This is a genomic window from Mycobacterium sp. NBC_00419 (assembly GCF_036023875.1).
GTDB lineage: Bacteria > Actinomycetota > Actinomycetes > Mycobacteriales > Mycobacteriaceae > Mycobacterium.
The window spans coordinates 3,081,447-3,105,821 of record NZ_CP107931.1 but is presented as its reverse complement, the minus strand read 5'-3'; the positions used below and the strand labels follow the sequence as shown (position 1 = coordinate 3,105,821).

Sequence of the window (24,375 nt, the reverse complement as noted above, 5' to 3'; positions counted from 1 at the left end):
CCGGCGATCTTTGCTGCGCGGGGTGCCAGAACGGCCAGGTGCGCCCGATCCCTTGGCTTACCGCCCGACACAATGTTTGCCGCGGCCGCGTCACGGGGCCATCCGGCACCGGTGCTGACCTACACTTCGCCTGACCCTCAGGAGGTGCGCATGTCTGCTGCTGCCGATGCGATCTACACCGGTGGCGCCATCGTCACCATCGATGACGCCAACCCCTCCGCGCAGGCGCTGGCGGTACGCGCCGGACGCATCACCGCGGTCGGCACCCGTGACGAGGTCCTGGCCCAGCGGGGGCCGGGGACCAGGATGGTGGATCTGGACGGGGCGACACTGCTGCCCGGCTTCCTGGATCCGCACAGCCACTACATCAACTCGCTCACCGTCGCCAATCAGGTCAACGTGTTCGCACCGCCCGCCGGTCCCGGCGCCGATGTGGGCGCAATCGTGCAGGCGCTGAAGTCTTTTCGGGATTCTCAGCAGATTCCGCCCGGGGAGATGATCGTCGCGTACGGCTACGACGACACCCTGATGCCGGGCGGGCGAACGCTACATAAAGAGGACCTCGACGCCGACTTCCCCAACAATCCGGTTCTCGTCGGGCATGTGTCCATGCACGGCGCGGTGCTCAACTCAGCGGCGATGCGGCAGTTCGACATCACCGCGGCGACCCCGACACCGCCCGGCGGCATCATCGTCCGCAAAGAGGGCTCCACCGAGCCCGACGGGCTGGTGATGGAGACCGCCTTCCTGCCCATCTTCGCCGCGATGCCCAAACCCACGCCGTCACAGGAGATCGCGTGGAGCCAGGCCGGCCAGCTGCTGTATGCCGCAGCCGGGATCACCACCGCGCACGAAGGCGCCACCCACGCCGCCGACGTGGAGCTGATCTACCGCGCGGCCGAGGGAGGGGCGAACCTGATCGACGTCGTGGCCTACCCGTTCATCCTCGAACTCGACGAGGTACTGGCGCAGCATCCGCCGCAGGAGTTCGGCAGCTACCGCAACCGGGTCAAGCTCGGCGGGGTGAAGGTCACGCTCGACGGTTCTCCGCAGGGCCGTACCGCCTACTTCACCACGCCGTACCTGGTCGACGGGCCGGACGGCCAGCACAATTGGTGCGGCGAGCTCGGCTTCTCCCAGGACGTCGTCAACGGCTGGTTCAAGCAGGTGTATGACCTCGGGCTGCCGCTGGACATCCACGCCAACGGCGATGCCGCCATCGACGTCGCCCTGGCCGCCCACGAGTTCGCCGCGGCGAACGATCTGGGCCGCGACCGGCTGACGGTGATGGTTCATTCCCAGTTTGTCCGTCCCGACCAGCTGCAGCGCTATGTCGAGTACAAGATCCTTCCGTCGTTCTTCACCCCGCACGCCTTCTATTTCGGCGACGCGCACGTGCAGTTGCGGGGTAAGGCGCAGGCCGACTTCCTCTCACCGATGCGGGCGGCGATCGACCTCGGGCTGCGTCCCACCAATCACACCGACTTCGTGGTGACGCCGCTGAATCAGATGTTCGTGGTGTGGACGGCCGTCAATCGGGTGTCGCGCAGCGGGGCGGTCATCGGCGCCGACCAGCGGGTGACCCCGATGGAGGCGCTCAAGGCGATCACCATCAACGCCGCACGCCAGTACCGCGAGGACGACCTCAAGGGCTCGCTGGAAGTCGGTAAGCTCGCCGATCTCGTTGTGCTGGATGGCAATCCGCTGACGGTGGACCCGATGGCGATCAAGGACATCGGCGTGGTCGAGACCATCAAGGAAGGCCAGACCGTCTATCACGCCTAGCCCTACGGCGTGAGCAGCACCTTCACATGCTCACCTGATCGCGACGCGACGGCGGCGTACCCCTCGGCGGCCTGATCCAGCGACAGCCGGGTGGTGAAGATCCCCTCGACGTCCAGGCGCCCGTTCTGCAGCAGTGGGATCAGTTCGGGCCAGGTCTGCTGGACCGGTGCGGTGGTCCAGCGCACCGTCAGCCCACGCACCAGCGAGGCCAACGCCGGGAACGGATACGGGTTGAGGTTGTGCACGCCGATCACCGAGACGGTGCCGCCGGAGCGCACCGTCGCGATCGAATCGTCGAGCGACGTGTCGCTGGCGACGGCGTCGATGACCGAGTCGGCACCGATCCCTCCGGTGGCCTCCATGACTGCCGACAGCGCCGGCGGCGGCAGCGGAATCGCCCCCAGGACGGCCGCCCGGTCCCGGCGGGCCTCCACCGGATCAACTGCGAAAACCCTTGCCGCACCGAGGAACAACGCGGCGCGCACCGCGCACAGGCCGACCGCGCCCAGACCGACCACCACGGCGGTTCCGCCGAGCGGGATGTCCGCCCGCTTGGCCCCCGCCCACCCGGTGGCCAGGTTGTCGGTCAGCAGCAGCGCCTGCTCGGTGGAGATGCCTTCGGGAATCCTCAGCAGCTGGAAGTCCGCCGCCGGTACGGCCAGCAGTTCGGCCTGGGCACCCCCGAGGCCACCCGAACCGAAGATCTGCGGGCCCGACACACAGCGGGTGGGATCTTTGGTGGCGCATCCGATGCACGCACCACAACCGGCGACCGAGGAGATCAGCACCTGGTCACCCACGCGCACGGTGTGCACGGCGGGGCCAATCTCGACCACGGTGCCGACAGCCTCATGGCCGAGCGACACGGGCGCGAACAGCGGGTAGTCGCCCTCGTAGAAATGCAGGTCCGAGCCGCAGATCGCGGTGGCGCTGATCTTGACGACAGCGCCGCCCGGGCCGGGCAGGACGGGGTCCGGCCAGGTGTCGACCCGAACCGATCCCGGAGTGTCGATGAGCACCGCGCGCATTTCAGGCTCCCGTCTTGAAGACGAAGTTCGACCATTCGGGTTCGCGAACGGCGTTCCAGAACACCGGGAGTCGCCACGGGCTGACCGTGTGGATCTCACCGTCGGAGTTCTTGAAGTACGAGTGCTTGATCGACGGGTGCGCCCACACCATGGTGTTGATCTCCGCCTGGTGCCGGCGATGCCACTCGTCGGTGGCCTCGGCGGTCGGCTCGATGGAGCGCAGCCGCTTGCCGATCATCTCGGCGAGCAGCAGGTTGACGTAGCGCATCTGCAGTTCGGAGTTGAAGATCAGGCTGCCGCCGTGGGCCAGGTGGTTGCCCGGCCCGTAGAGCATGAAGAAGTTGGGGAAGCCGGGAACGGTGACGCCGAGGTAGCCGACCGGCCGGGTCCCCCATGCGGTGCGGAGGTCGACGCCGTCGCGGCCGGTGATCGTCAACGGATACAGCACCTCGGTGGCGCGAAAACCGGTGGCGTAGACGATGATGTCGACGTCGTGGGTCACGCCGTCGGCGGTGACCACCGAATGCGGCGTGATCCGCTCGATCGGGGTGCGAACCAGGTCGACGTTGTCGCGGCGCAACGTCTTGAGCCACGTCCCGTTGTCCTGCAGGGTGCGCTTGCCGGTGGCCGGATAGTCGGGCATGACCTTGGCCAGCAGTTCGTCGTCACCGTCGACCTGGGTGGTGATCCAGTCGCTGAACATCAGCCTGGCCATCGCGTTCATCTCGCTGACCGCGTAATTCGGGTCGTCGGGATGGCTGTAGTCGGGATCGGAGCGCGCCGCATCCAGGCCCTTGTCCGCACCGGGCCACATCAGCAGGAACCGGTACCAGCGGCCGTAGAACGGCAGGTGGTCCATCGCCCAGCGCACACCGTCGGGCACGCTGTCGTGATACATCGGGTTCGGGAACATCCACTGCGCGGTGCGCTGGAACACCGTCAGGTGCGCGACCTTGTCGGCGATCGCCGGCGCGATCTGGAAACCGCTTGCCCCGGCGCCGATCAGAGCGACCCGCTTGCCGGTGACGTCGACGGAGTGGTCCCAGGCAGCGGAGTGGAAGGCCGGGCCCTCGAAGGTGTCGGCGCCCTCGATGTCGGGAATCTGCGGCCGGTTGAGCTGGCCGACCGCGGTGATGACCGCACGTGCCCGGATCTCGGATTCGACGCCGTCGGCGCCGCGAACGGTGACCAGCCAGGTTCCGTCGGCGTCGTTCCAGACCGCCGAGACCACCTCGGTCTGCCAGCGGACGTTGTCGTCGAGGCCGTGGCGCTCGAGTACCGCCTCGAAGTAGGCCCGCAGCTCGGGCTGCTCGGCGAAAAAGTGCGACCAGTTGTTGGACGGCTCGAAGCTGTAGCAGTAGAAGTGATTGGCGACGTCGACGCGGGCGCCGGGATAGCTGTTCTCCCACCAGGTTCCGCCGGGTCCGGCGTTCTTCTCGATGACGGTGAACGGAATGTTGGCCTGCTTGAGGCGGACCGCGGCCAGCAGACCCGACTCGCCGCAGCCGATGACGACGACGGGGAAATCCGCGGTGTCAGCGGGGTCGAGTGCGGCCGGCCGGCGCGGGTCGACGCCCTCGAGGTCCATCTCTTCGAGGACCATCGGCTGGTACTCGGCGTCGACGTGCTCGCAGGCCGCCCAGTCGAGCATCTCCTGAACCAGGTCTGGTGCCAGCACAACGGGACCAGGGCAGCCGCGGTCGCGGTAGTCGATGATGACCGGCAACGCCAGCGCGCGGGCTTTGGCCTTGTCCTCCTCCGACATGAATCCCTGGACCTCGTTGAGGAACAGGCCGGCCTGGGCGAACTCGCGGATGTAGCGGGGATCGCCGGTGATGTGCACCAGCGACAGCAGCAAGGTGGGGATGCTGACGTGCTCCAACGCGGCGGCGATCTGCTCGTCGGACGTCGTGAACGGTTGGCCGGCATAGGGATTGTGCGTCACACCGGGTTCCTCTCACCGATCGGCAATTACGCTACGCGTAGTTCCGTAATAGCGGACCTCACGATACGTCTCGACCCACCCGCGATCAAGGGTCGTCTCACCAGGGGTCAGCCGCGGCACTGTTGCAGCACGGGCCATACTTGACGGGTGTCCAACACCGACATCCACCCCGAACTGCGCAGTGCGGCGCGGTACGTCCCGCGCAAGCTCATCTCCGGATTCACGACTCCGTTCATACGGAAGCTGACCAGCCTGCAGCGCGTCGACAACGAGGGCGTCGAGGTGCTCACCCTGCCCTCCGGCGTCGGCGTGCGTCTCTACCGGCCCACCGGAGCGACCGCGTCCACGCCCGCACTGCTGTGGATTCACGGCGGCGGCTACGTGATCGGCACCGCCGCCCAGGACGACGCGCTGTGCCGCCGGTTCGTCGCCGCGCTGGGCATCACGGTCGCCTCTGTCGACTACCGGTTGGCTCCCGAACATCCCTACCCCGCGCCACTGGACGATTGCTACAGCGCGCTGACCTGGCTGGCCGCGCTGCCCGGCGTCGACCGCGACCGCATCGCGATCGGCGGCGCCAGCGCCGGCGGCGGCCTGGCGGCTGCGCTGGCACTGCTGACCCGTGACCGCGGCGAACTCAAACCGGTGTTCCAGGTGCTGGTCTATCCCATGCTCGACGACCGAACCGTCGGCGCCCATCTTCACGACGCGGGGCACCGCCTGTGGAACGCGACCAGTAACCGCCACGGCTGGCAGTCCTACCTCGGCGGGGCCGACCCGCAGGCGGCTGTGCCCGCTCGGCGCACCGACCTCGCCGGGCTGCCGCCGGCCTGGCTGGGGGTGGGCACGCTGGACCTGTTCCACGACGAGGACCTGGCGTACGCGCAGCGACTGACCGACGCCGGGGTGCCGTGCGAGGTGCACGTGGTGCCCGGCGCATTCCACGGCTTCGACGGGATCGTGCCGAAGGCCTCGATATCCCGGGCGTTCTTCGACAGCCAGTGCGCCAGCCTGCGCCCCCACCTGTCATGAGCGCCGCGTCACCGACGCTGAGCACCGAACAGCGCGATCTCAGTGAGGCCGTCGCCGACCTGCTGGCCAAGCGGTCACCGGAGGCTGAGGTCCGCCGGCTGATGGCCGGGGACAGCGGCTACGACCCTGCGCTGTGGGCTGAACTGGCCGCGATGGGCATCCTCGGTTTGGCGATCCCCGAACAGTTCGGCGGGGCCGGTGCCGGCGCCGTGGAACTGGGTGTGGTGTCCGAGCGGATGGGTGCGGCACTGCTGTGCGCACCGTACCTATCCACCGCGGTACTGACGCCGAATCTCCTTATCGCCCTTGATGATCCGGATGAGAAAGCCGACGTCCTGCCGCGGATCGCGACCGGTGAATTGATCACCGGCGTCGCCTTCGCCGAGGCGGGGTCGGCGCGACCACCTGCTGCACCTGCCACCACCGCCACGCCGGACGGCCCCCAGTGGCGCCTGTCGGGCAGCAAGACCTACGTGCTCGACGCGACGGCGGCGCAGCGGTTCTACGTCACCGCCGACACCGGTGTGTTCGCCGTCGAGCACGATGCGCCGGGGCTGACCGTCGCCCCGCTGGCCACCATCGACCTGACCCGCAGACAGGGCCGGCTCACGCTGGAGCAGACCCCGGCCCGGCTGGTCGGCTCGATCGACGCCGGTGCGGCCGCACTGGATGCGGCGCTGGACCGGGCCTCGGTGGCGCTGCTCGGCGAGCAGGCCGGCGCGGCGATGCACGTCATGCAGATGGCGGCTGACTACGCCAAGACGCGCTTCCAGTTCGGTCGCGCGATCGGCAGCTTCCAGGCCATCAAGCACATGTGTGCCGACATGCTGCTCGAGGCGCAGTCCGCGCTGTCGGCGGCCCGTCATGTCGCGGCGGCCTTCGACGCCGGCGACCCCGACCGGCTGGCCGATCTTGCTCTGGCCCAGGCATTCTGCTCGGACGCCTTCGTGTCTGTCGCTGCCAACAACATCCAGGCCCACGGCGGTATCGGCTTCACCTGGGAACACCCGGCCCACCTGTATCTGCGCCGGGCACGCACCGATGCGCAGATCTTCGGCGACCCGGCCTGGCACCGCGAACGCTACATCCGGCTGCGGGAGGCACAGTCATGACCGACGACGACGTGCGCGACGAAGTCCGGGCGTGGCTGGCCGCCAACTGGGATCCGGCCATCGAGCGCGGCCGCTGGGCGCAGCTGGTATTCGACGCCGGCTGGGCGGTCCCGAGCTGGGAGCCACAGTGGTGGGGACGCGGCCTGACCGATCCCCAATCCCGGATCGTGGCAGCCGAATTCGCCGCCGTCGGCGCGCCCGGAACTGGACATGACCGGGCGAACCTGTTCGCCACCACCCTGCACGACCTCGGCACCGACGAGCAGAAACTCCGCCTGATCCCGCCGTCGATCCGCGGCGAGACGAAGTGGTGCCTGCTGTACTCCGAGCCGGGAGCGGGATCTGATCTGGCCGGGTTGCGCACCAGGGCCGAGCGCGACGGCGACGACTGGGTGATCAACGGCCAGAAGGTGTGGACGTCGTTCGCAAAGTCCGCCGACTACGGGCTGCTGGTGGCCCGCACCGACTGGGATGTGCCCAAGCACAACGGGATCAGCTTCTTCATGTTCCCGATGCGCCAGCCCGGAGTGGAGATCCGGCCGATTCACCAGATCACCGGGGAGTCGGAGTTCAACGAGGTGTTCATCACCGACGCCCGGGTCCCCGATGCGAACCTGGTCGGTGAACCCGGCGGCGGCTGGTCGGTGCTGCAGGTGGCACTCGCCTACGAACGCCGGCTGATGGGCGACCTCGCCCGCACGGCCCGGTCCGCACGAAAGCCGCAGGCCGACAACGACAGTCTGATCGCGATGGCGCGCAACGCGGGCAACCTTGCCGACGCGCACATCCGCCAGGAGATCGCCAGGGTCGAGGCGTACGCGGCGGTCAACCGGTGGAACACCCAGCGCGCGAAGGCCACCACCGACCGCGTCGAGGCGGCCACCCTGCTGGCGCTCGGCAAGATCGCGATGTCGCGGATCCTGCACGAGACGGCCCGGGTCCAGACCACGATCATCGGGCCGGAGTCGATGCTGGCGGGCCCGGACAATCCGGTCGGCGATGCGGTGACGTTCCGCGCCCTGAACGCCTACTTCACCTCGATCGGCGGCGGCACCGACCAGATCCAGCGCAACATCGTCGGCGAACGCGTTCTCGGATTGCCGAAAGAGCCTGAGCCCTACCGCACTACCGCGTTCCGGGATCTGCCGCACTGAGGCGGCAATGGAATGGCGACCGGGACTCACAGTATTGGGTTCCTCTCGACTGCCTCGCTAGGGTCCTGAGCGACCGCATCTGAGTCAGGTTGCCCTCAAACGTCGACTGCCAGCCTTCCCTCGCTTCTAAAGATCTGGGGGTGATCAGTTCTTGTTCCGGCAGGGATGGCCGTCAGACGTGCACGGAATCTCTGCACACCGGGATACTTCTCGCCAAGGGGCGTGATGGTGAAGCCGGACGAGGCGCAGTAGCCAACTCCGTCAGCGTCCGTCTCTGCAACTAGCGGCAGGTCGGCGGCGACGGCCTGGCGTATTTCCGCTAGAAGACGACGTCCCAACCCGGTCCGCCGAACGGACTGGATTGTCGCGATAGGCTCGCATCTTAATGTGCGCAGGTGGCGGTAGCGTCTGGCCTGTAAAGCTCTTTTTGTCGGCAGTTCAATCGCAGCGCTTGTGGTGGTCGCAGGATGCAGCACCGGCAGTCCGAAGGCTGCACCGCTGGCCCCAGCGGGCGCTGCGTCGACGGCAACGTCATCCGCACCCGCCGCTACAGGGTCTCAGCCGACTAGCCTCGAACAGCTCTGTGCCGCACAGACATGGCCGCGGCCGGTTCCTCAGGTCGTGGGCACCATTCTCTTCGACGCGGAGATCGGCCCACTGGGCTGCTGGGATAACTTCCACGCGTTTCCCCCCGATGGGCGCGACGTTGAGAGCGGCAGCATCGGCAACTATCGCATCACCGAGATTTCGCCCGCACCCGGCGCCCTTGCTGGAGCCGCCGACGTCATCACGCTCCATGTCGTGCCGTTCGACCCGACTGCGCCGCCGGTCCTTCAGCCTTGTGACTGGATCACTTCTGCGGAAGCTACCAACGCTCTCGGTGGACAAACGCCGAGTATCCTCCCGGGCGATGACGAGGAAGGATCACTCTCGCCGTTCTGTACCTACAACGCCGACGGCAAGATGATCACCTCACAACTCGACCTGTCCGGTAGCTTCCCTGTCGATGCTCGAAGTGACTTCGACATGGCGGGCCTGGGTGCCGACAATCAGACCGCCGAGGCACATGGCATGCCCGGATCTGCGAAATGTGTCAGCACCCAGCGCGAAAGCGGAATGTTGCGGCGGGTGTCGGTACTGCTTGCCGGCAATCGTATCTACGCGGTGGACGGACCACTGCCCTGCGAGACCCTTGAGGGCCTGGCGAGCACCGCGATCGCCCGCATCGGCTCCTGACAGTGCGCCCGGCGGCTCAGGCCCAGATCGGCCCGACGGGCCGGTAGACGCTGGTCAGGGATTGTCGGATGGCCAACAATGTTGGAGCTGCCTTGTCTGCTGGCCTCACGGTGTAGCTGGTGTCGAGCAGCATTTTCCGACCCCACGCCCGGGTCTTTTCATACCGGTTGGCAGCGTCATCACCGACCAGCTCCGTCACGGACGTGTCTTGGCCGTAGACGACGTCGCCGCCGATCATGACGAGTTCGACTGCGGCAGGCGTTGACTGGCAGATCGATTCGTATGCGTCGTCGTCCTGGCTTGCCATCACCACAAGATCGGCGGGGCGCCCGACCTCCAAGCGTCCCAGGCTGCCTCCTAGGCCGGCGATGTCGGCGGCCCCTGAGGTAACCATGGCGACTAGATCCTTGGCGGCGATGGGGTGTTGCTGATTCTCGAGCTCTTCGCGAGCGACCTTCATTTCTGCCAGCAGGCTCTGAGATCCGCTTGGAAGCCAATCGGCACCCAAAGCCACGGGCAGGCCGACGTCGAGAGCGTCCGCGACGCGTGTGGTCTCTTCGTATAATCGCAGATTGGACTGTGGCGACCAGACAAGCTTCGCGCCAGCGTCTTTCGCTTGCTGGAATTGGTCGCGGGTCAACGCGGTGCCGTGAATGATGATCGTCGCCGCGGTCAGGCCGCCCATCTGCACCAGATGATCGAACTCCTTCTGCGAGCGTTCGTTGTCGCGCTTGCCCTCGGCGAGGTGAACGTAGAACGCCGTCACCTGGCCGGCCTCGATCTCATCGAGGACATTCTTGAATGCCGAGCCGCCGCGAGGAGAGTCCAGGCTTGAAGGCAAGTCGATCACGGCGCGGGCTTTGTGCTCACCAAAGACCACGCCGTCTACATTGCGCACCATCGACTCGTAGGAACCTTGAGTTTTGAGGCTTGCACCCTGAATGGCTGTGACGCCACCTACCAATGCCCGAATTTCGGCGTACCGCAACTGATATCCGGTCGGTACAGTGCCAATCAGCTGGTTCTGTGGATCGCGGATCAATTCCTTGTAGGGCGCGCTGCCGCGCCATGCGTAACGGTTGACGTAGGTCTTGGGCGGTTCCCAGGGGGCAAAGATGTTGAACTCCGGATGCCCGTGCAGATCCAGCATTCCAGGCATGACGATGCCATCGGTGTCTAGCGTGATCGCTGCGTCGTCGGGGCGGGTCGCACTGATCGCGGTGATGACGCCGCCCGCGACGGTCACCCAGCCGGGCAATGCTCCGTCGGGCGAGATCACCGTTCCGCCGATGGCGACAGCCTGCTGTGGCATCGCAAGAACAGCGTCGAGGTCCTCCAACCCGACTACCTCACGATCGGCGTCAGGTCGCCGCGGGGAGGTCGTCAGCGCGCGAGGCATGCCTTGCAGGTAGGCATTCATGAACAGGTTGGATTTGCTGGTCTTAGTCACGTTCAACCTCCCGGGATCTGGCCAGTCTTACTCCCGGAGAAGCCATCGCGCCGAGTTATAGACAAATCAAGGGAACCCGATCATGCTGGTAGACGCGGAATAGAGGAATCATGACCAGATTCGATGGCGGCCCGCCACAACCATTCGCGGAGCACTTCGCGACACTGCCCGAAATCGCACCGCAGTATCGACCCTATTTCTGGTACGACTGGGGTCCCGTCTTCTACAGGGGCCGCCTCGACGGAAGCGCACGACTACTCGGTATTGGCTCTGATCCGGGGCCGACCGAAAGGCTCGTCGGTCGCACGCTCATCGGAGATGCCGGCCAACGCACTCAAGGCTTGCTGACCAAAATCGGCCTCACCCGCTCCTACATCCTCGTCAACGCCTACCCAGTGGCCGTACACCCGTCGAACGTCAGCCAAGCAAAGCCCGTGCTTTCCGATCCGCAACAGCTCGCATGGCGTAATCACTTCTACGACATGCTCGTAACGCCCAACCTTGAAGTGATCGTGGCCCTCGGCGCGAATGCCTCAGCAGCGGTCAAATTATGGACGACCAGGCCCAACGTCGCACTGTTCGAGCTGCCTCATCCGTCGAACCACGACGAGACGCTGCTCCTCAACAAGTGGCGGGCAGCCCTGCCTCAACTCCGCGCCGCCATCACCCCAGATGCCGACGGCGACCCCACCGGACCCACTTACGGCGCCACCTTCGAAGAATCCGACTACCAGCGCATTCCGGCAGCTGACCTCCCCTTCGGACTACCGCCGTGGATCGGCGACGACTCCTGGGGACGACGTGCCCAGCCGGCCCACAACAACTGCGTCAGCCGACCCAGCACCTCCGCACAACAACTGGACCCAGACCACACGCTCATTTGGCAGGCTCCCACGACGGCCCAACTCACCCACTGAATGCGGTACTTCGACGCCGAGCAACGGCAGTCACAAGCCCAACGAGCAGTGGGCCCCGGCAACAGCAGCGTGGACGGCGATGCTGCGGATCGTCAGACGGTGGGTGAGGATCTGCGGGTAATTGCTTCAATGGCATGCCGTTTGAGGTAATCGAATTGATCAGCACCGCAGCGAGCAACCCCCGACCAAGCCGCCGCTTACGCGCTGTCGTCTCGACCGCTGTCCGACCGCGGAGCCAAGCGACTGCGTGACCTTCTCAGTCGCAGCCCTCAATCCAGTTGGCGCACTAGCTCCTGACCTCATGCAGGTGTCCACCGATGACGGTGGCCACCACCTGGTCGGCTGCCAGGGTGTCGAGGACCTCGTCCGGTGACCCGGCCAGCACGCACAGCTCGCCCGGCTGTCCCGGCGCGATGGTGCGCGCAACGCCCGGACGGTCGGCATGACCGCAGAACATCGCCAAAGCTTGTGCAGGCGTGACACATTCATTGCCATTGAGTACCGCGCCCCGGCCAGTGGTCCGGCGTACCGCCGCCCGCATCGCCGCCCACGGGTCGGCACCGCCGAACGGCAGGTCGGTCGACAGGGCCACCCGCACCCCGGCGCTGAGCAAGGAGGCCAGCCGCCACAGGCCCTGCTGATCGGCGGCGGGGACGTCGAGCAGGTACTGGTCGCCCCGTTCGGCGACGAAGTTCGGTTGGGTCACCACCACGGGATCCAGGCGGGCCAGATCGGCCAGGGTGTCGGCAGGCACCACCGCGGCGTGCTCGATGCGATCGCCGGGATGCACACCCGCGACGTCGAGGGCTGCCAGCGTGACCACCAGTTGACCGGCCGTCACGCAGTGCACGGCGACCGGGCCGTCCCGGTGGCGGGTGGCGATCCAGTCGGTCAACTCGTCGAGATCGAGGTTGTCGTCGTGCAGGATTCGCTTACCGGGCGCCAGCCAGTGCACCCGCTGGTGCAACTCGCCGTGGTGATGAGCCTGCGTCAGGTTCACGATCGAGTCGGCGTCCAGGTCGGGGGTGGCATCGGTGACCCCGGTGACCCCGTAGGACGTGAGCCGAGCGCTCAAGCTCACCAGCGAGACGTCCCGGCGCGCAACGGAATCCGACCAGCCGTCGTAGCTGCGCAGCCGCCCGTCGGGGTGAGCGGGTAGGCCGACTTCGGCCAGGCCCGCGGAGTTCAGCATCCACAGCACCCCGCTGCGATGCTGGATCCGAACCGGCACATGGGGCGCCAACTCGTCGAGGACGTGCCGGTCGAGGTGCCCTGCCACCGACTCGTGGTAGCCGACGGCCCGGACCCAGCCGTCGCTGCCGACATCGGCGGCGGCGAGTATCGCGGCCAGCCCGGCCCGGTCGTGCGCGTGGGCCTGGTCGACCTGCACGGAGTCCAGCGCCGCGGCGGCGGCCCGCAGGTGTACGTGATGGTCGTGCAGTCCCGGGATCACGGTGCCGCCGGCGGCGTCGAACACGCTCTCCTGCGGCTGCGGCGCCAGGGACGCGCCGACATCGCCGATGCGGTCGGTGACCCGGATGTCGACGGATCGCCCGTCGAGCAGGGTCGCGCGTTGAATCAGCATGGGAGCGAATTCATTTGGGCGACGATGTGGTCGACATGGGCGTTGTCTGCGCCCAGGCGTGCGGCACGCGGTACCGGTGCCGGTCGCCGTGGCGGCACGATCTCACCTGCGGCGGCCCGCTCGGGAGGCAGCGCGGCGTAGCTGGCAGCGACCCGGGACATCGCCACATCGATGACCTCACCACCACCGCGGGCCAACGAATCAGTCAGCGCCAGAGCCGATTCCAGGCCGGTGAGTGGGTCGGCGATCGCGTCGCCACAGAACACCGGTCCCGCCGCACTCATCGCGACCAGTCCGCCCGCCACGGCCGCGTCATCGCCGAACGCCACCCGCCCGCAGTCCCCGCCATGGCCGGACAGGCGCAGCCACACCCGCCCCGGTGGGCCGGGCACGGTCTGCGGGTCGAGCCCTCGCCGGGCCAGCGCGCCGGGACGAGAGCCCTCGATGACGATGTCCGCGGCGCCCAGTAATGCCCGCAGTCTCGGTGCGTCCCGGTCGAAATCGACAGCGTAGGAAAGCTTCCCGTGGTTGATCCAGTCGTAGAAGGCCGGATCGCCGCCGCGGGTTCCGTCGGGTCGGTGCGGGCTTTCCACTTTCACGACGGTGGCACCGGCACTGGCCAGTATCTGTCCACACAGCGGGCCTGCCCACATCGAGGTCAGGTCGGCGACCAGCAGCCCGGCCACCGAACGCGCGCCATCCCGGGGCCCGGCGGCCAGCACCCGCGGCGGTTCCGGTGCGGTCTCGGCCAACCGGGCGACCGGAAGGTCCAGGAGAACGGCGCGCTCGACAACGTCGGCGCTGCTGCGCTCAGCGGCCCAGCCGGTGACCGCCGCCCACGGGTCGGCGGTCAGGTCGTCGGCCTCGACCAGGGCGGGTACGGCGGCGAGGTCGTCGGGCCGTGACAGGGTCAGGGCGCACCAGCCGTCGGCGGTCGCCAGCAGCCTGGTGGCGCCGCCGGCCGAGATACGGCCCGCCCGGTGCAGTCCGAGCAGTGCGGCGCGGCCGGTGAGCGCAGCGACAGCATCGACGGGCACCCCGAGCCGCTCGGTGAGCCGGGCCGCGACCGCTTCGGCGCGGGTGAGAACCGCGGCCCAGCGGGTCTCCGAATCGTCCACCCGCTCATTGTCCACTTCGGCCGAGCCCACCCCGCGCCGAAACCGACGTATCGGCGCGGAAGTGCGAGTGCCGACGTGCAGAACGTCGGTTTCGATGCTGGACCTAGAAGTGCAGCGCGCTGAACCGCCAGTCGAGGACCTGGCGGTCGTCGCCCTCGGCGGCCACGGCGTAGACCACCGATCGCAACGTCAGCACACCTCCGCGGTCGCCGGGCAGCGGTGCAGCCGCCTCGACGTGCAGATCGCTGTAAAGGGTGTCACCCTCATGCACCGGACCGGTGTGGTCGCACGACTCCCACCCCAGCACGGTTGCAAGATTCGGCAGCAGTTGGCCGGCTTGTGCCAGCGCCAGCCCGATGGTGTGGCCGCCGTAGACCAGCCGTTGACCGCCGACCCGCGAATCATGATGGGTGGCGGCAACATTCAGTGTCAGTCGGGCCAGTTCCGGTGCTGAGCTCACCACGTCGCCGGTGCTGCGCAGTACCGAACCGGCGATATCGGGGTAGAAGTGCGGGCCAGGAACGCGTTCCCGGAATGCCGCCGCGTTCCAGTCGGCGGTCGGGTCCGGGGCAGCGCCGAGGTCCACGCCGATGCGGGTCAGGTCGTCGGCATGTCCGGTGTCGGTCGCACCCGGGCTCAGCGGCAGCATGGCGCAGCGGTAGAAGTCGAGAACCAGACGGCCGACCTGGTCGATGGTCGTCATCCGCAGTGCCGCCAGTCCGGTCGGCGCACGACCGGGCTTGGCGCTGTTCTGCCGCAGACCCACCACCTCGGTGCGGGTGAACAGGGTGTCGCCGATGACCGGGTAGCGATAGAAGGTCAACCCCCGGTAGAACAGGTTTGCCTTGACGCGCTGGGTCGCCAGGGTGCTCTGGCCGATGGCGACGTCGCACACCAGCGACGGGTGAGCCAGTGGGCCGTTGGCGCCGACGACGGCGTGCGCCAGTTCGGCATCCAGGGACAGTCGTAGCCGGTCGCCGAGGATCGCCTGATGGCTGGCGGCGGCGCCGGACGTCAACGTCATCGAGGGTGCCCAGTCGAAGACCTGGCCGACGACGAGGTCGTCGAAGTAGGGACCGCCCGCCTCACCCGCACCGATATGGCCGTACAAAGTCACAGTGGCACATGCTGGCAGTTCACCGAGTCGTGTGTCAATATGGCCGTACATTTCAAACCTTGGAGCGGCCACGGTGAGCGAACTCAACGACGAAGAGACCATGTTGGTGCAGACAGTCCGCGCCTTCATCGACCGCGAGGTCAAGCCGAGCGTCCGCGACGTCGAGCACGCCAACACCTACCCCGAGGCGTGGATCGAGCAGATGAAGCGGATCGGTGTCTACGGTCTTGCCATCAGCGAGGAGTACGGCGGCTCCCCGGTCTCGATGCCCTGCTATGTCGAGGTGACCCAGGAACTCGCCCGCGGCTGGATGAGTCTGGCCGGTGCGATGGGCGGCCACACCGTGGTCGCCAAACTGCTGGAGATCTTCGGCACCGAGGAGCAGAAGCGCGCCTACCTGCCGAGGATGGCCACCGGCGAACTGCGTGCCACGATGGCGCTGACCGAGCCGAGTGGCGGCTCCGATCTGCAGAACATGGCGTGCGTCGCCCGCGCCGACGGCGACGAGTTGGTGATCAACGGCGCCAAGACCTGGATCAGCAATGCCCGCCGATCCGGGCTGATCGCCCTGCTGTGCAAGACCGATCCGCAGGCCAGCCCCAAGCACAAGGGCATCTCGGTGGTGCTCGTCGAGAATCCGACGCCTGGCCTGACGGTGTCGAAGGATCTGCCCAAGCTCGGCTACAAGGGCGTCGAGTCCTGTGAGTTGGTCTTCGAGGACTGCCGGGTTCCGGCGTCGGCGATCCTCGGCGGCCAGCCCGGCCGAGGATTCGGGCAGATGATGAAGGGACTCGAGACGGGCCGGATCCAGGTGGCGTCGCGCGCGTTGGGCGTCGCCACGGCCGCATTCGAAGACGCCCTGGCCTACGCGCAGGACCGGGAGAGCTTCGGGCAGCCCATCTGGAAACACCAGGCGATCGGTCACTACCTGGCGGACATGGCCACGAAACTGACAGCCGCCCGCCAGCTCACCCGCCATGCCGCCGAGCGATACGACAGCGGGCAGCGCTGCGACATGGAAGCCGGCATGGCCAAACTGTTCGCCTCGGAGGCCGCGATGGAGATCGCGCTCAACGCCGTCCGCATCCACGGCGGTTACGGCTACTCCACCGAGTACGACGTCGAACGCTACTTCCGCGACGCCCCGCTGATGATCGTCGGTGAGGGCACCAACGAGATTCAGCGCAACGTCATCGCCGGACAGCTCGTGGCGAGAGGAGGCATTTGATGCCGACATCAGTCCTGGGAGGTATCTGAGCGCCATGAAGCCGGAACCGGCGTATCAGGTTCTGCGGCAACGGCTCCGCGACGATATCGCGGCCGGGGCCTACCCCGAGGGTGTCCGGCTGCCCACCGAGTCCGAACTGGTCGCGGAGTACGGTCTGTCCCGCCAGACCGTCCGTCGTGCATTCCAGGACCTGGTCGCCGAGGGCGTGGTGTATCGGGTGCCCGGTCGCGGAACCTACGCGACCGGTCGCGGATACCTGCGCCAGCTGGGTTCGATCGAGGACCTGATGAACCTGTCCGAGGACACCACGATGGAAGTCCTGCAGGGACTTTCGCGCCGCGTCGACGTCAACGCGGCAAGTCGACTGCGCCTGGACGACGACGTGGTCTACACGGTGGTGTTCCGCCGCTTCCACGACGGGGTGCCGTTCGTCCTCACCACCGTGCACCTTCCCGAACCGGTGGCCCGACTGGTGATCGACTCCCCCGAACTGCTCTCCGGTGCCGTGGGCACCAACACCGTCATCGGCATCCTCGAGCCGCACCTGCCGGAGCCGATTGCCGAAGCGGCACAGCTGATCAGTGTCGCCCCAGCCGACGACCTCGTGGCCGACGCGGTCAACTGCGAACCGGGGCATGCGATGCTGCGGGTGGACCGGCTCTACTCCGACACCACCGGTACGCCCGTCGAACTGTCGGTGAGCCACTTCCTGCCCGAGCAGTACACATATCGGGTCACCCTGCGCCGCTCGAGCTGATCTCGTCGACCAGGCCCCACCGCAGCGCAGTGGCCGGGTCGATGGTACGGCCGGACAGCACCAGATACGCTGTGCGCCAACGCCCGATCCGGCGGGTGATGCTCAACGTTCCACCGGCTCCGGGGATCAGGCCCAGCGCGAGTTCGGGAAGACCCAGCACCGCGTCGGGCCGGGCGTTGACCCAGCCGCAGAACGCGGCCATCTCCAGTCCACTGCCCAGGACGCGGCCGTGGATCTCGGCGCGGCAGGCCCGCCCGAGCCGGCGGGTCAGCGCGTCGAGGGCCAGTGCCGGGCTGTGCCGGGTCCGGGCCAGGTGCGCGCTCGCCGGGTCGGCGAAGGTTCCGAACTCGCCGAGATCCCCACCGCTGCAGAACGACGGGCCGTTTCCGCCGAGCACCACCTCGGTCACGGTGTCGTCGAGCAACGCAACCGTCAGGAATTCGAGCAGCGGCGCGCGGGCGTCCGTGGTGAACGCGTTGTGCCGCTGCGGGCGATTGAACATGATCCGCACGGTGGATCCGTCGCGCTCGGCCAGCACCGGATCGGCGATCTGCGGTAGCCGCGCGGGACCGCGCTGTGCCAGCCACCGGGCGAACTCCGGACCGGATTGCAGGGTGGAGTAGGCCAGCGATTCGGTGACAATCGGCGCGAACGCCGAGCCGGTGACATCGACCGCGCGCAGCACATCGTCGCAGACCGCGCTCGCGTGCGGCCAGTGTGCGCACCGCTGCTCCAGTTCGGCCACCGTGTCGGCAACCGAGTCCACCGCGACGAACCGGCGGTCTTCGTGTTCGACGTCAGTGAGTGCGAATGTCGCTGTGTCGAGCCAGAATTCCGCCTCCGGCGAGGAGGATTCCCCGACGGCCACGACGACCCCGGGTACGCCGGCCACGCCAATGGGCGGCGGGTCTGAGAGGTCGACGAGGAACATTCGAGGCGATCGCCTACCCGGTGGGCGTGGGCGCCGAGTACTTGACGATCAGCTCCTGCTTGTAGAGCTTGCCGGTGTCGGTGCGGGGCAGCTGTTCCTCGAACGAGATGGACCGCGGGCACTTGTAGTGCGCCAGCCGCTCCCGCAGCCAGACCAGCAGCTCCTCGGCGAGTTCGTCGGAGGCCTCGTCGTGGTCGACGAGTTGGACCACACCTTTGACCCGTTGCCCCATCTCGTCGTCGGGAACGCCGAACACGGCGGCGTCCATCACCTTCGGGTGGATGACGAGCATGTTCTCGGCTTCCTGCGGGTAGATGTTCACCCCGCCGGAAATGATCATGTGGTGGCGGCGGTCGGTGAGATACAGGTAGCCCTCGTCGTCGAGGTAGCCGATGTCGCCGACGGTCATCCAGCCCTTCGGGTGTCGCGAGGAGGCCGTCTTCTCGGCGTCGTTGAGGTACTCGAAGGTGTTCGGGCTCTCGAAGTAGATCTCGCCCGGCTCGCCGGCCGGGACCTCGTTGCCCTCCTCGTCGAGGATGTGCAGGTTGCCCACCATCGGCTTACCCACCGAGCCCGGGTGCGCCAGCCACTCCTCGGCACTGATCAGCGTGGAGCCGATGGCCTCGGACGAGGCGTAGTACTCGTCGACGATCGGGCCCCACCAGTCGATCATCTGCTTCTTGACCTCGACCGGGCACGGCGCGGCCGCGTGCATGACGCGCTGCAGGCCGGACACGTCATACGAGTTACGCACTGTCTCCGGCAGTTTCAGCATGCGAGTGAACATCACCGGCACGAACTGGCCGTGCGTGATCTGGTAGCGCTGGATGGCGTCCAGGGTGCCCTCGGCGTCGAACTTCTCCATCACGACCACGGTGATGCCCGCAGCCTGCATCGTCAGCGACCACACCGAGGGGGCGGTGTGATACAGCGGCGCGGGGCTGAGGTACACCCCGTCGGGGTTCATCCAGAACGAGACCAGCATGGTCATCAGACCCGGCGCCTCCGAGGGCGGCAGGTGCGGAAGTTCCCGCTTGATGCCCTTGGGGCGGCCTGTGGTTCCCGACGAGTACTGCAGCAGATCGCCCTCGATCTCGTCGCTGATGGGCGTAACAGGTTGATCTGCAACACATTCCGGGTAGCGACGCCACCCGTTCAGATCGCTGGAGGCGTCTGTCGCCGACGATTCGGCTCCGTCGATGACAATGAGGAGTTCCGGCAGGCCGTTGGGGAGATGCTCGGCGAGACCTTCGAGCACGGGGCGGAGCTTGACCGACCCCACGATCGCCTTGGCCGCGCTGTTGTCAATGATGTAGGCGGTCTCGGCTGCCGTGAGGTGGGTGTTGATCGGCACGTAGTACAGCCCGGCGCGGCGGGCCGCCCACATCACGGTGTGAAAGTGCTCGTTGTTCTCCAGCAGGATCGCGACAGCGTCGCCCTCGCGCAGGCCGGCCTGACGGAACAAGTGGGCCAACTGATTTGCCCGTGCTTCCATCTCGCCGAACGTGACGGTCGTACCCGACGGATACAGGATGACGGCGGGTTTGTCCGGGGTGGCCTCGGCGTGCTCACGGATCTGCATGCGTGCACTTTACGACAGCCGAATTGACGGGTGTCGACTAGGTGTTTCAGGTCAGCGTGACGACGCCGTCCCCGAGGTCGTAGAAGCCGGTGACCACCTTGAGTGCGCCCGAGGCCAGCGGCTTCTCCAACTCGTGGGACTGCGTGATCTGGTCGCGGGACTGCTCGATATTGGCCAGGATGGCGTTCTGGAGCAGGTTGCCGGGCCTGGTCTCGGCGACGGCCACCGCGGGTGTGATCGCGGTGATCAGGGATTCCACCGCACCGTGGGGTTGCTCGAACGGCGGTTGTAGCGCCTCCAACGTCGCCGACACCGCGCCGCAGTTCTCGTGTCCGAGCACCACGATCAGCGGGGTGCCCAGGTGCCCGACCGCATACTCGATGCTGCCCAGACCCGCCGGGTCGACGATGTTGCCCGCCACCCGAACCACGAACAGGTCGCCGAGGCCCTGATCGAAGATGACCTCCGGCGGCAGTCGTGAATCCGAACAGCTCAGCACGACCGCAAATGGGCTCTGCGCCTCGGACAACCGCACGCGGGTCGCAGCCCCCTGATCCGGATGCACCATCTGCGAGCCGGCGAACCTCATGTTGCCTTCGCGCAGCCGTTGCAGAGCTTCGTCCGGGCCGGAAATGTCCGGCTTCTCCGACTCGGTGGTGACCGGGACGTTCACCGGCACCGTCACGGTGGTCGTGGTCGCTGTCTGGGTCGACGACCCGCACGCGCTCAATGCCGCGGCGGCCGCCGAGGCGCCCGCAACTCCGAACCAGGCTCGCCTGGACAACAGGTTGTTCATTGATCAGCACCTCTCTCGACCGACTCCGCCACGAGGCTAGCGCGGCAAAGTCACACCCGAGTGAAGTTTCACCTCACGAAGGGCGCACGGAGTGTCGCCAGCAGGTGTTTCCGGTTGACAACCATGCCCGCGAGTGCGAGCACCGCGTATACGCCGCAAAGAATCATGCGGCCGTGCGTGGAGGTGATCGGGAACTGAATGATGAACAGCGCCAACAACATCCACGCCGTATGCCGATGGAACCGCAGGGCCAGGATGAGCGCGATCCCCATCATCGTCTGGGTGGCGGTCAGCAGCACCTCTTCGATCTGGCGGCCGTCGAGCACCAGGGCGGTCCCACCGCCGCCGGCCATGTAGGCGATCGGCAGCGAGCCGACCAGCAGGGTCCACTGGTTGACCTTCGACGAGATCAGCGTGGCGATAGCCGCCGTGCCCTTCCCGCGTGCCGCGAAGATGATGGCGATGATGAATTCCGGCGCCTCGGAGGCCAGCGGCGCGAGCCACTGCACCAACAGGAAGCGGTCCACCCCGAGTTGGGTGCCGGCGCCGATCATGCTCTCCGCGAAGGGTTCCGCGCAGGCGAGGATGACACCCGCCGCGATCACGAACAGGGCGACGACCGTAATCCGCCGGCGCCGGTCCGCCAGCGCGCCGATGGCGGCGGCGGTGCCGATCAGCTCGGGTTCTTCGACCTCGCCACGGGTCAGTTTGTACAGGTAGAAGCCGAACCAGGCCAGCAGGGCGATGCCCAGGGTCAGCGTGATGCGGCCGGTGGCCGGAATGATGAACGCCGCGATTCCGGCGACGAGCAGGAAGCCGAGTTCGACGCGGTTGCCCGGATCGAGCATCAGGGTGGTCGTCGCACGCCCTGTCACCCGGCGGGCGACATAGAGGCTGACGAGGACGACGACCGGCCAGCCGATGCCCATCAGGAGGCGGTTGGAGCCGGTCATGTTGGCCGCCGCGTACTGGGTGTACTCGGCGTGTTGGCCCGCGGTGTAGGCGTAGTACAGGTCGACGGCATACTCCGGCAGCACGGCGATGAGCGCGAGCACCGCAATCGCGAGGCCACCCGAGACGTCGATCTGGGCGGCTTCGGCGGCCCATGCCAGCAGGAAACTGGCGGCGACGACGGCGGCTCCGAAGATCAGCAGCGAGACGGTCGGAGTGGGGTGCAGTCCGCCGAACCGGGTGACCATCGCCGGCAGGATCAGCAGCGCGGTGATGCTCAGGGAACGCCACAGGAGTCGCTGGCCCGACAGGGGGGCGGTATCGCGGTTGCGGGACAGGACGCTGGTCATGGTGGTTCCTCGGCTCAGCGACCCGAGGTGACGCAGAGCGAGACTTCGGGTCGACACGGTTCATGTCGGCCGAAGGTCTCGCTCGCCGGATCAACTCTCCGGTGGATGACCGGGCAGCACCGCCGCCAGTATGTCGACCATCCGCTCTGCGGCCTGACGGCCGCGGGAGGAACTACTCCCCTTCGCTGCGGGTAAGGCTAGCCCACGCCTCCCCATCAGGCAACTTAGCAGGGCTATCAAAATATTCTGGCGTGGTACTCGAATGTCCTGATCAGGGCCCCGAAAATTCTGAGTTCGGGTCGCCTGAACTTCGGCCACCGCAAACGAGCCCGAAAAGCAGCGAACCCCGGTGCGCCGAAGCGCCCCGGGGCTCGCTCGCTGTGTACGGCCGAAATCAGTCCGCTTCAGCGAGACGCTGCTTGAGCGCCTCGAACTCGTCCTTCACACCGGTCGGCAGCTTCTCGCCGATGAACTCGAACCACTCCTCGATCTGCGGGATCTCGTCGCGCCACTCCGCGGCATTGACCTTCAGTGCGTCGAGGACATCGGCCGCCTCGACGTCCAGGCCGGCCAGGTCGAGATCGTCGACCCGCGGCACCGTGCCGATCGGCGTGGACACACCGTTGGCCTTGCCTTCGACGCGCTCGACGACCCACTTCAGCACGCGGCTGTTCTCCCCGAAGCCCGGCCACAGGAAGCGGCCGTCATCACCGCGACGGAACCAGTTGACGAAAAAGATCTTCGGCATCTTGGACTCGTCGGCGTTCTTACCCAGGTCCAGCCAGTGCTGGCAGTAGTCGCCGGCGTTGTAGCCGAGGAACGGCAGCATGGCCATCGGGTCGCGGCGGATCGCACCGACCTTGCCCTCGGCGGCCGCGGTCTGCTCGCTGCCCAGGGTGGCGCCGATGAACACGCCGTGCTGCCAGTCCCGCGCCTGAGTCACCAGCGGCACGGTCGTCTTGCGGCGGCCACCGAACAGGATCGCCGAGATCGGCACGCCCTGCGGATCGTCCCATTCCGGCGCCAGCGTCGGGCACTGCGACATCGGGGTGCAGTAGCGCGAGTTCGGGTGCGCCGCCGGCGTGCCCGACTCCGGGGTCCAGTCGTTGCCCTTCCAGTCGACCAGGTGCTGCGGGTCGCCCTCGAGGCCCTCCCACCAGACACCGCCCTCGTCGGTCATCGCCACGTTGGTGAACACGGTGTTGCCGGCGGCGATGGTCCGCATCGCATTCGGGTTGGAGCTCCAGTTGGTACCGGGCGCGACACCGAAGAAGCCGAACTCCGGGTTCACGGCATAGAGCTGGCCGTCCTTGCCGAACCGCATCCAGGCGATGTCATCACCGAGGGTCTCGGCCCGCCAGCCGGGGATGGTCGGCTGCAGCATCGCCAGGTTGGTCTTGCCGCACGCCGAGGGGAAGGCCGCGGCGATGTAGTACGCCTTGTTCTCCGGGGAGATCAGCTTCAGGATCAGCATGTGCTCGGCGAGCCAGCCCTCGTCGCGAGCCATCACCGAGGCGATGCGCAGCGAGTAGCACTTCTTCCCGAGCAGCGCGTTGCCGCCGTAACCCGAGCCGTAGCTCCAGATCTCGCGGGTCTCCGGGAAATGGGAGATGTACTTGGTGTCGTTGCACGGCCAGGGAACGTCGGCCTGCCCGTCCGCCAGGGGGGCGCCCAGCGAGTGCAGCGCCTTGACGAAGAATCCGTCGTCGCCCATCTTGTCCAGGGCCGCCTGGCCCATGCGGGTCATGGTGCGCATCGAGACCACGACGTATTCGGAGTCGGTGATCTCCACGCCCAGCTTCGGGTCGTCGGCACCGAGCGGGCCCATGCAGAACGGGACGACGTACATGGTGCGGCCGCGCATGCACCCGCGGTACAGCTCGCTCATCAGCGTCCGCATCTCGGCGGGCGCCATCCAGTTGTTGGTCGGCCCGGCGTCGACTTCGCGCTCGGAGCAGATGAAGGTGCGGGACTCAACGCGCGCCACATCGGACGGTTCGGACCGCGCGAGGTATGAGCTGGGCTCCTCGGAGTCGCTCAGCGGAATGAACGTTCCGGCGGCCACCAATTGCTGAGCCAGCCGCTGGTACTCCTCCTCGGAGCCGTCGGCGAAGACGACCCTGTCGGGCTGTGTGAGCTCAGCGACTTCTTGGACCCAGGCCAGCAGGCCCTGATGCTTGGTCGGTGCAGTGTCCAGACCGGGAATGGTCGCTGAAGTCATCGGTATCTCCTGCGTAGTTTTCTTGCCAGGATGCAGGCCTTATGCCGCAAATAGCGGAGACGGTCGTCCCTGCAAGAAGG

General features: G+C 67.2%; 19 protein-coding genes. 8 read left to right on the top strand and 11 right to left on the bottom strand.

Going from position 1 to position 24,375, the window contains the following annotated elements; translation table 11 throughout:
- Positions 1-150: 150 nt before the first annotated feature.
- Positions 151-1,785, top strand: a complete 1,635-nt coding sequence (locus OG976_RS14850) for an amidohydrolase (RefSeq protein WP_328350089.1) — start codon at positions 151-153, stop codon at positions 1,783-1,785.
- A gap of 2 nt (positions 1,786-1,787) precedes the next feature.
- On the opposite strand, the gene OG976_RS14845 is transcribed toward OG976_RS14850, so the two are convergent.
- Positions 1,788-2,813 carry an alcohol dehydrogenase catalytic domain-containing protein gene (locus tag OG976_RS14845; protein ID WP_328350087.1) on the bottom strand — a complete coding sequence of 342 codons (1,026 nt, stop codon included), beginning with the start codon at positions 2,811-2,813 and terminating at the stop codon, positions 1,788-1,790.
- A gap of 1 nt (position 2,814) precedes the next feature.
- Positions 2,815-4,758: a flavin-containing monooxygenase gene (locus tag OG976_RS14840; RefSeq protein WP_328350085.1), complete on the bottom strand. Its 1,944-nt coding sequence runs from the start codon at positions 4,756-4,758 to the stop codon at positions 2,815-2,817.
- Positions 4,759-4,905: 147 nt separating this feature from the next.
- Here OG976_RS14840 and OG976_RS14835 point away from each other — a divergent pair, with 147 nt between their 5' ends.
- From OG976_RS14835 to OG976_RS14820, 4 genes are all read left to right on the top strand, one after another.
- The gene (locus OG976_RS14835) at positions 4,906-5,790 is read left to right on the top strand and encodes an alpha/beta hydrolase (protein ID WP_328350083.1); all 885 of its coding nucleotides are present in this window, start codon (positions 4,906-4,908) and stop codon (positions 5,788-5,790) included.
- The gene (locus tag OG976_RS14830) at positions 5,787-6,902 is read left to right on the top strand and encodes an acyl-CoA dehydrogenase family protein (protein ID WP_328350082.1); all 1,116 of its coding nucleotides are present in this window, start codon (positions 5,787-5,789) and stop codon (positions 6,900-6,902) included. The genes OG976_RS14835 and OG976_RS14830 overlap by 4 nt, the downstream gene beginning before the upstream one ends.
- Positions 6,899-8,056, top strand: coding sequence for an acyl-CoA dehydrogenase family protein (locus OG976_RS14825; protein ID WP_328350080.1), 1,158 nt, complete (start codon positions 6,899-6,901; stop codon positions 8,054-8,056). Before OG976_RS14830 ends, OG976_RS14825 begins: the two co-directional genes overlap by 4 nt.
- A gap of 621 nt (positions 8,057-8,677) precedes the next feature.
- Positions 8,678-9,292, top strand: a complete 615-nt coding sequence (locus tag OG976_RS14820; protein ID WP_328350078.1) for a hypothetical protein — start codon at positions 8,678-8,680, stop codon at positions 9,290-9,292.
- A gap of 16 nt (positions 9,293-9,308) precedes the next feature.
- On the opposite strand, the gene OG976_RS14815 is transcribed toward OG976_RS14820, so the two are convergent.
- Positions 9,309-10,742: an amidohydrolase family protein gene (locus OG976_RS14815; RefSeq protein WP_328350076.1), complete on the bottom strand. Its 1,434-nt coding sequence runs from the start codon at positions 10,740-10,742 to the stop codon at positions 9,309-9,311.
- 110 nt (positions 10,743-10,852) lie between these two features.
- On the opposite strand from OG976_RS14815, the gene OG976_RS14810 reads away from it, so the two are divergent.
- Positions 10,853-11,659 carry a uracil-DNA glycosylase family protein gene (locus OG976_RS14810; RefSeq protein WP_328350074.1) on the top strand — a complete coding sequence of 269 codons (807 nt, stop codon included), beginning with the start codon at positions 10,853-10,855 and terminating at the stop codon, positions 11,657-11,659.
- A gap of 286 nt (positions 11,660-11,945) precedes the next feature.
- Here the strand turns inward: OG976_RS14810 and OG976_RS14805 are convergent, their stop codons facing one another.
- The 3 genes from OG976_RS14805 to OG976_RS14795 form a co-directional block, all read right to left on the bottom strand.
- The gene (locus OG976_RS14805) at positions 11,946-13,244 is read right to left on the bottom strand and encodes an amidohydrolase family protein (protein WP_328350072.1); all 1,299 of its coding nucleotides are present in this window, start codon (positions 13,242-13,244) and stop codon (positions 11,946-11,948) included.
- Positions 13,238-14,362, bottom strand: a complete 1,125-nt coding sequence (locus OG976_RS14800; protein WP_328350070.1) for a CoA transferase — start codon at positions 14,360-14,362, stop codon at positions 13,238-13,240. The genes OG976_RS14805 and OG976_RS14800 overlap by 7 nt, the downstream gene beginning before the upstream one ends.
- 103 nt (positions 14,363-14,465) lie before the next feature.
- Complete coding sequence (locus tag OG976_RS14795; RefSeq protein WP_328363591.1) at positions 14,466-15,386, bottom strand: acyl dehydratase; 921 nt, start codon at positions 15,384-15,386, stop codon at positions 14,466-14,468.
- Positions 15,387-15,552: 166 nt separating this feature from the next.
- Here OG976_RS14795 and OG976_RS14790 point away from each other — a divergent pair, with 166 nt between their 5' ends.
- Positions 15,553-16,707, top strand: a complete 1,155-nt coding sequence (locus OG976_RS14790; protein ID WP_442930336.1) for an acyl-CoA dehydrogenase family protein — start codon at positions 15,553-15,555, stop codon at positions 16,705-16,707.
- Between the two features lie 34 nt (positions 16,708-16,741).
- Complete coding sequence (locus OG976_RS14785; protein ID WP_328350068.1) at positions 16,742-17,464, top strand: GntR family transcriptional regulator; 723 nt, start codon at positions 16,742-16,744, stop codon at positions 17,462-17,464.
- Here OG976_RS14785 and OG976_RS14780 read toward each other — a convergent pair.
- From OG976_RS14780 to OG976_RS14760, 5 genes are all read right to left on the bottom strand, one after another.
- Entirely contained in the window at positions 17,442-18,395 is a 954-nt protein-coding gene (locus tag OG976_RS14780; RefSeq protein WP_328350066.1) for an enoyl-CoA hydratase/isomerase family protein, read from the bottom strand. The genes OG976_RS14785 and OG976_RS14780 overlap by 23 nt on opposite strands.
- 13 nt (positions 18,396-18,408) lie before the next feature.
- Positions 18,409-19,977, bottom strand: coding sequence for a fatty-acid--CoA ligase FadD4 (gene fadD4 / locus OG976_RS14775; RefSeq protein ID WP_328350064.1), 1,569 nt, complete (start codon positions 19,975-19,977; stop codon positions 18,409-18,411).
- Between the two features lie 46 nt (positions 19,978-20,023).
- Positions 20,024-20,773 (bottom strand): carbonic anhydrase, encoded by a 750-nt coding sequence (locus OG976_RS14770; protein WP_328350062.1) that lies wholly within the window; start codon positions 20,771-20,773, stop codon positions 20,024-20,026.
- A 68-nt stretch (positions 20,774-20,841) separates the two neighbouring features.
- A complete protein-coding gene (locus OG976_RS14765; RefSeq protein ID WP_328350060.1) occupies positions 20,842-22,074 on the bottom strand; it encodes a sodium:proton exchanger in 1,233 nt (410 codons plus the stop codon).
- A gap of 394 nt (positions 22,075-22,468) precedes the next feature.
- Complete coding sequence (locus OG976_RS14760) at positions 22,469-24,295, bottom strand: phosphoenolpyruvate carboxykinase (GTP) (protein WP_328350058.1); 1,827 nt, start codon at positions 24,293-24,295, stop codon at positions 22,469-22,471.
- Between the last annotated feature and the right edge of the window lie 80 nt (positions 24,296-24,375).

Coding starts and splice junctions, on each gene's coding strand:
- OG976_RS14850 (WP_328350089.1), top strand. CDS start 151: ATGTCTGCTGCTGCCGATGCGATCTACACCGGTGGCGCCATCGTCACC.
- OG976_RS14845 (WP_328350087.1), bottom strand. CDS start 2,813: ATGCGCGCGGTGCTCATCGACACTCCGGGATCGGTTCGGGTCGACACC.
- OG976_RS14830 (WP_328350082.1), top strand. CDS start 5,787: ATGAGCGCCGCGTCACCGACGCTGAGCACCGAACAGCGCGATCTCAGT.
- OG976_RS14825 (WP_328350080.1), top strand. CDS start 6,899: ATGACCGACGACGACGTGCGCGACGAAGTCCGGGCGTGGCTGGCCGCC.
- OG976_RS14810 (WP_328350074.1), top strand. CDS start 10,853: ATGACCAGATTCGATGGCGGCCCGCCACAACCATTCGCGGAGCACTTC.
- OG976_RS14805 (WP_328350072.1), bottom strand. CDS start 13,244: ATGCTGATTCAACGCGCGACCCTGCTCGACGGGCGATCCGTCGACATC.
- OG976_RS14795 (WP_328363591.1), bottom strand. CDS start 15,386: ATGACGTTGACGTCCGGCGCCGCCGCCAGCCATCAGGCGATCCTCGGC.
- OG976_RS14785 (WP_328350068.1), top strand. CDS start 16,742: ATGAAGCCGGAACCGGCGTATCAGGTTCTGCGGCAACGGCTCCGCGAC.
- OG976_RS14780 (WP_328350066.1), bottom strand. CDS start 18,395: ATGTTCCTCGTCGACCTCTCAGACCCGCCGCCCATTGGCGTGGCCGGC.
- fadD4 (WP_328350064.1), bottom strand. CDS start 19,977: ATGCAGATCCGTGAGCACGCCGAGGCCACCCCGGACAAACCCGCCGTC.
- OG976_RS14770 (WP_328350062.1), bottom strand. CDS start 20,773: ATGAACAACCTGTTGTCCAGGCGAGCCTGGTTCGGAGTTGCGGGCGCC.
- OG976_RS14765 (WP_328350060.1), bottom strand. CDS start 22,074: ATGACCAGCGTCCTGTCCCGCAACCGCGATACCGCCCCCCTGTCGGGC.
- OG976_RS14760 (WP_328350058.1), bottom strand. CDS start 24,295: ATGACTTCAGCGACCATTCCCGGTCTGGACACTGCACCGACCAAGCAT.